This is a genomic window from Mesorhizobium sp. M7A.F.Ca.US.006.04.2.1 (assembly GCF_004022915.1).
In the GTDB taxonomy this organism is placed as follows: domain Bacteria; phylum Pseudomonadota; class Alphaproteobacteria; order Rhizobiales; family Rhizobiaceae; genus Mesorhizobium; species Mesorhizobium ciceri.
This window is the reverse complement of the sequence record NZ_RZQA01000313.1, coordinates 1-6,572: the sequence shown is the minus strand read 5'-3', so window position 1 is coordinate 6,572 and position 6,572 is coordinate 1. Positions and strand designations below refer to the sequence as shown.

General features: G+C 61.9%; 4 protein-coding genes. All 4 read right to left on the bottom strand.

The features are described from left to right. Positions 1–206: 206 nt before the first annotated feature. The gene (locus tag EN925_RS17705; RefSeq protein ID WP_013531284.1) at positions 207–1,046 is read right to left on the bottom strand and encodes a tetratricopeptide repeat protein; all 840 of its coding nucleotides are present in this window, start codon (positions 1,044–1,046) and stop codon (positions 207–209) included. After that, positions 1,033–2,757 carry a dihydroxy-acid dehydratase gene (ilvD, locus tag EN925_RS17700; RefSeq protein ID WP_024503842.1) on the bottom strand — a complete coding sequence of 575 codons (1,725 nt, stop codon included), beginning with the start codon at positions 2,755–2,757 and terminating at the stop codon, positions 1,033–1,035. Before ilvD ends, EN925_RS17705 begins: the two co-directional genes overlap by 14 nt. 306 nt (positions 2,758–3,063) lie before the next feature. Further along, the gene (locus EN925_RS17695; protein WP_024503841.1) at positions 3,064–4,326 is read right to left on the bottom strand and encodes an OmpP1/FadL family transporter; all 1,263 of its coding nucleotides are present in this window, start codon (positions 4,324–4,326) and stop codon (positions 3,064–3,066) included. 358 nt (positions 4,327–4,684) lie between these two features. Continuing rightward, the coding region (locus EN925_RS17690; RefSeq protein WP_128336759.1) for a valine--tRNA ligase at positions 4,685–6,572 on the bottom strand (1,888 nt) is incomplete at its 5' end.

Here is a 6,572-nt window from a genome sequence, read left to right as displayed (position 1 = left end):
GAGCCATCTGGCCCGCTGCGATATGGTGCTCAACAACACCTCGTGGACGAAGATCGGGGATAGCTGCCCGGAAAACACGCTGGCGCCACACCCCCATGTCACGCCGATCTCGACGCCGGCGCCCAGCATGGTGCCGACGGAGCCGATCGCGAACTGAGCAATCTCCCGCTTCGTGGGGGAGATCGGCAGTTCAGCCGCCAGCAAAACTACTGGTCCGCGTTGTTGCCCTTGGTGAGGATATCATCGGCCAGCGAGATGGCGGTGCGACGGTCGGCCTCGCCCGCGGTGGCAAATGCCTCTTCCTGCATGCCGCGGATCCAGGGCTGGTCAGCCGGCGAAGCGCGTTCGAGCGCTGCCGTCATCATCGCCAGGCCGCGAACGATCTTGCCGCTCTGGAACAACAGATGGCCCAGCGTCGCCTGGGCGCCGGCATGGCCTTTCTCGGCGGCGAGTTGGAACCAGCGCCCGGCCTGCTTGACACTGGCCTTCACCCCGCCCTCGCCCTTCAGGAACATCTGCCCCATCTCGAACTGTGCGTTCGGGTTACGGTAGTTGGCAGCCGCGCGCATGTAGTATTCCTGGGCCGCCACCTCGTTCTCGGTGACCGGGCTGCCGGGAATGCCCGTGCGCAAATAGTCGCCAAGCGCCACCAGCGCATCGGAGACATAGCTTTCCTCGGGCGAGCCGGGCTCGACATCCTGGTCGACGATCTCGGAGAAGAACTTGAACGCCTCATAGTCGTCGCGCGCCACGCCGTCGCCCTCGGCATACATGCGGGCAAGCTTCCAGGTGGCGCCGATCTGGCCGTTTTCGGCGGCGTATTTGTAGGCCTCGGCAGCCTGCTCCTTGTGGCCGTTCTTGTAGGCGGAGAAGCCGAACTGGAAGACCGCCCAGGGGCTCGATTGCGGCTTCACCCCGGTCTTGTCGTCGAACACCTTGTCGTCGAAGGCCATGGCCTGGCCGACGGCGCCAAAGGTCGCGCCAAACGTGGCGGCCACGACCAGTGCCGAAAAGACAGACGACCTCAACAACTCAGATGTCCGCATAACAGTGTGTTTCTTTCGCACCGCCCGGATGGGTCACCGCGCCATCGCGCGCCGGCCCTACCGTCTGTGCATATTTCCATATCGCGCCCGACTGATAATCGGTCGCGCGCGCCTTCCATGTCTTTGCCCTCGCCGCCAGTTCGCTATCGGACAACGCCACATCGATCGTGCCGTTCACCGCGTCGATCGAGATCACGTCACCATCCCTGAGCAGTCCGATCGGGCCACCCACGGCTGCTTCGGGGCCGACATGGCCGATGCAGAAACCGCGCGTCGCGCCCGAGAAGCGCCCGTCGGTGATCAGCGCCACCTTGCCGCCCATGCCCTGGCCGTAGAGTGCTGCCGTCGTCGACAGCATTTCGCGCATGCCGGGGCCGCCGCGCGGTCCTTCGTAGCGAATGACGAGAACCTCGCCCTCCCTGTAGTTGCGATGGGTCACCGCCTCGAAACATTCCTCTTCCGAATCGAAGCAGCGGGCCGGACCGGAGAATTTCAACTCCGCCATGCCGGCGACCTTCACGATCGCGCCTTCGGGGGCCAGGTTTCCCTTCAAGCCCACGACACCGCCGGTTTGGGTAATGGGTCTGTTGGCCGGGCGGACCACATCCTGATGCTCATTCCAGACAACGTGCTGCATGTTTTCGGCCAAAGTGCGGCCAGTCACCGTCATGCAATCGCCATGCAGATAGCCGTGGTCGAGCAGGGTCTTCATCAGCAGCGGAATGCCGCCGGCCTCGAACATGTCCTTGGCGACATATTTGCCGCCCGGCTTGAGGTCGGCGATGTAAGGCGTCTTCTCGAAGATCTTGGCCACGTCGAACAGGTCGAACTTGATGCCGGCCTCGTGCGCGATCGCCGGCAGATGCAGTGCCGCGTTGGTCGAACCGCCGGTGGCCGAGACCACGGTCGCCGCATTCTCCAGCGCCTTCAGCGTGACGATGTCGCGCGGCCGGATATTTCTGGCGATCAGCTCCATGATCTTTTCGCCCGAGGCGAAATTGAACCGGTCGCGCATTTCATAGGGCGCCGGCGCGCCGCAGGAATAGGGCAGCGCCAGGCCGATCGCCTCGGCGACGGTCGCCATGGTGTTGGCGGTGAACTGGGCGCCGCAGGAACCGGCCGAGGGACACGCGACCTGCTCGATCTCAAGCAGTTCGTCATCGCTGATCGTGCCGACTGAGTGCTGGCCGACCGCCTCGAAAACATCCTGCACGGTGATCTGGCGGCCGCGATAGCTGCCGGGCAGGATCGAACCGCCATAGATGAAGATCGACGGCACGTTGAGCCGCACCATGGCCATCATCATGCCGGGCAGCGACTTGTCGCAGCCGGCGAGCCCAACCAGCGCGTCGTAGCAATGGCCGCGCATGGTGAGCTCGACCGAATCGGCGATGACCTCGCGCGACACCAACGACGACTTCATGCCCTGGTGACCCATGGCGATGCCATCGGTGACGGTGATGGTGCAGAATTCGCGCGGCGTGCCGCTGGCGGCCGCGACGCCCTTCTTGACCACCTGCGCCTGGCGCATCAGCGAAATGTTGCAGGGCGCCGCCTCGTTCCAGCAGGAGGCGACCCCGACCAGCGGCTGCGCAATCTCGGCCGCCGACAAACCCATGGCATAGAGATAGGAACGATGCGGCGCACGCGCCGGACCGACGGTCACATAGCGGCTAGGGAGCTTAGCCTTGGAGATGACTTTGGCGTCCATACTCTTCCTTGCCCCATCTTCCCTGCAAATGGGGCGGAGCGGCCTGCCCCCTCGCCGAGCCTTTTGGCGCGTGTCCCGAGACAAGATCGAGGTGCGCCGGGTTTATGGCGGGAAATGGGCAATTTCCTCAGCCCAGCTTCTACCGCAGGGGTTGTTCAGAAAGTGTTGCCAAAACGTCACAATAGCAGGAGGCGCAAGCGGTTTGGATTACGTGCAATGCAGCTTGGATGAGACAATCGCGGGCAATGCGATCTCAAACGAAAAAAGCCGGGCAGTGCCCGGCCTTTCATGCGCAATTTCAATTCGTTACCACTTGACCTTCAATGATGTTGAAAGTGCCGTGACAAGGTCGTTGCCGAAGTCCGCGGTATAGCCATTGTCATATGTTAGGCCATCATCTGGGTTTACGGCCGTATGGATCGATCCACTGGTCAGCACTCCCACCGCGCCCCCAAGTCGAACCTCGATGTTCTGAGTTGGCGTGTAGGCCACGCCACCGCTGAGGGTCCAGGTATCGGTCTGGGCGCTCAGGCCGGTCGACGTTCCGCGATCCCACGTGATAACCGCCGCACCGCTCCACTGATCATTGAATTTGTGGCCGACGCCGCCGGAAACTGTCCAGCCATCGCGATAGAGTAGATCGAGCGAGGTAAGCCGCAATGGGCTGGTCGTCGTGCAGGATGCCGTGCCGGTGGGACAAAACGGAATGCTCTGTAGCTCGCTCCAATTCATCCACTTGATGGATCCGAATGCCAGCCAGCCAGGAGCTATGCCCGACTGAAGCTTGAGCTCTACAGAATCCGGAACCTGCGAGGAACCACTAACATTCGTCACTTTGCCCAAAAACGGATTTAAAGGATTGAGGGCCGCGGGAACCTGAGACAGATCCAGCGTTCCGTCCAAATTGTTGAGCTTGACCGCCGAATTATAGACCAAGCTGGCGCGCAGGGCGATATCCGGAATCTCATACGCAACGCCGGCTCGCCATCCCCAGCCGTCACCCTCAAGGTCAAGCCGCCCTATGCCCGCACCGGGAATGGGAGCCACCAATTGTTCTTTGAAGCCAGAAACATTCTCGTGGAACACGCCGCCGATAAAACGAAACTGTCCTTTGCCGAGATCCATTTTGTAGGAGCAGGTTCCACCCACAGCCTCGCTCTTCACCTGGGTTTCAACATTGCTGTTCGCGCCGGCCCAATTCCGACCCGGGTTGCTGGACGCACCAATCGGCTGGCCATAGTCCACGAGGCAATCGACGGGGCCCATACCCGCCTTGATGCCGACGCTCGGCACCCAATAGCTTTCGGTATCGCGAGCACTGTTGGAGAAACCCATGAGGTTAAGGGGGCCGTCGGACGGGTCGGTGTCCTTCACGTTCTTGAGGTCGCGCTGCGGCATCACATAGGTGCCGGAGACCTCACCCGTGACTTGGGCAGGATCGAACAGCAGATCGATATCGTAGCCGCCACGCTCCAGGCCGCCGGCATGTGCCGGATTCATCGCCGTCCCGATCAAAGCCAGCGAAAAGCAGCCCGCCCCCAGCAGCGCCTTCAGTCGCAGAATAGTCATGAAATGTCCTCCCCCGAATTCGAGTGCACCAAGCTAGAACCAATTCAGGTTAACGGTGCAACAACGAATTCGCGGGCGTACATGTACACACTGGCCAGCCGCATTTTCGAGGAAATGCAACCGGGTGCGGCAAGGCCGAAAAATGGTCTGTGAAGGCTGAGCGGCTCTCAAAAAACAGGGAAAACCATCCAAAAGGCTCGAAAACAGGCCTTTTTTGGGGTCCGGGAGCCCCATTGTTACATTATGGCAACAATGCGGCTAAAACTTCCGTTTACGTCAATATTAACGCAACGGAATGCTGATTTTCCAGGCGGAAAACCAGCATTTTAGAGGGGTCTAAAGTCTCGCGAATCTATCCTCAACCGGCGTCGCGAACCCTGGCCAACGCGACCGACAGCTTGTCCTGTGCATCGCGGTATTCGGCGAGCTTTTCACGCTCGGCATCGACGATCTCGGCCGGCGCGCTGGCCACGAACCTCTCGTTCGACAGTTTCTTGTGCAGGCGCGCGATCTCCTCGGTCACCTTGGCCAGTTCCTTCTGCAACCGTGCAGCCTCGGCGGCGAGGTCGATCAGGCTGCCAAGCGGCAGGCAGATCGTCGCCTCGTTGAGCACGATCTGCGCCGAACCCTTGGGCGCGACATCGGCAAGCGAGATGTCGCCGACCCGCGCCAGCCGCTTGATCGCCGAATCCTCGCGAACGAGGCGCTCGCGTGTCACATCGTTGGCGCCGACCACGACGAGCGGTGCGATGGCTGCCGGCGGCACGTTCATCTCCGAACGCACGGAGCGGATGCCGGAGACGAGGTCGACCAGCCAATTGATGTCGGCTGCAGCCTCGGCGTCTTCGAAGTCCGGTGACGGCCACGTGGCATGGCACAGCAGCGAGGGGCGTTGCTTGCCTTCGCCAGCGGTCTGCGCCCACAGTTCCTCGGTCATGAACGGCATCATCGGATGCAGCAGCTTGTAGATCTCGTCGAGCACGAAGGCGACGCAGGCTCGGCTTTCGGCTTTGGCCGCCTCGTCGGTGCCCATGAACACCGGCTTCAGCAGTTCCAGGTACCAGTCGCAGAACAGGTTCCAGACGAAGCGGTAGGCGGCGCCCGCCGCCTCGTTGAAGCGGTATGAGGTGATGCCGTCGGTGATCTCGCGCGCCGCCCGCGTCAGCTCGGTGAGGATCCAGCGGTTGACCGCCAGCTTGGCGTCGTTGAGCCAGAAATCGTCATTGCGCGCGACCTCGTTCATCTCGGCAAAACGCGTCGCGTTCCACAGCTTGGTGCCGAAATTGCGATAGCCGGCGATGCGCGCCGGATCGAGCTTCACGTCGCGGCCCTGCGCCGCCATCACCGTCAGCGTGAAGCGCAGCGCATCGGCGCCGTATTCGTCGATCAGGTCGAGCGGATCGATGACGTTGCCTTTCGACTTCGACATCTTGGCGCCGTTCTTGTCGCGCACCAGCGCATGGACATAGACGGTGTGGAACGGCTCCTCGTCCATGAAGTGCAGGCCCATCATCATCATGCGGGCGACCCAGAAGAAGATGATGTCGAAGCCTGTCACCAGCACGTCGGTCTGGTAGTAGGTCTTCAGCTCGGGAGTCTCATCGGGCCAACCCAGCGTCGAGAACGGCCACAGCGCCGACGAGAACCAGGTGTCCAGCACGTCCTCGTCGCGGGTCAGGATCTCGCCCGGCTTGAAGTTCTCCAGCTTGTCCTCGACCCAGGCCTTCCACGGTCCTTCCAGCGCCAGATAGAATTCGATCGCGGCGCTCAGCGCCTCTTCCTCGGTCTTCTCGACGAAGACGCGCCCGTCGGGCCCGTACCAGGCCGGAATCTGATGACCCCACCAGAGCTGGCGCGAGATGCACCAGGGCTGGATGTTCTCCATCCAGTCGAAATAGGTCTTTTCCCAGTTCTTCGGCACGAAGTTCGTGCGACCTTCGCGCACTGAAGCGATCGCCGGTTTGGCCAGTTCCGCCGCATTGGCATACCATTGCTCGGTCAGGAATGGCTCGATCGGCACCCCGCCGCGATCGCCATGCGGCACCGCGTGGCGATGCGGCTCGACCTTTTCGAGGAAGCCGCCCTCTTCCATCAGCTCGACGATCTTCTTACGCGCGACGAAGCGATCGAGGCCGTCGAGTTCGTCCCAGACCGCCTGGCGCTCCGGCGTCACCTCGAGGCCGGCGAGAAAATCTTCATTGTCCCTGAGGCTTACCGCCGCCTCCGTGGTCAGGATATTTATCGCC

What these genes read in the sequence shown, in the direction of transcription:
- EN925_RS17695 (WP_024503841.1), bottom strand. Translation starts at nt 4,326, where the DNA reads ATGACTATTCTGCGACTGAAGGCGCTGCTGGGGGCGGGCTGCTTTTCG.
- ilvD (WP_024503842.1), bottom strand. Translation starts at nt 2,757, where the DNA reads ATGGACGCCAAAGTCATCTCCAAGGCTAAGCTCCCTAGCCGCTATGTG.
- EN925_RS17705 (WP_013531284.1), bottom strand. Translation starts at nt 1,046, where the DNA reads ATGCGGACATCTGAGTTGTTGAGGTCGTCTGTCTTTTCGGCACTGGTC.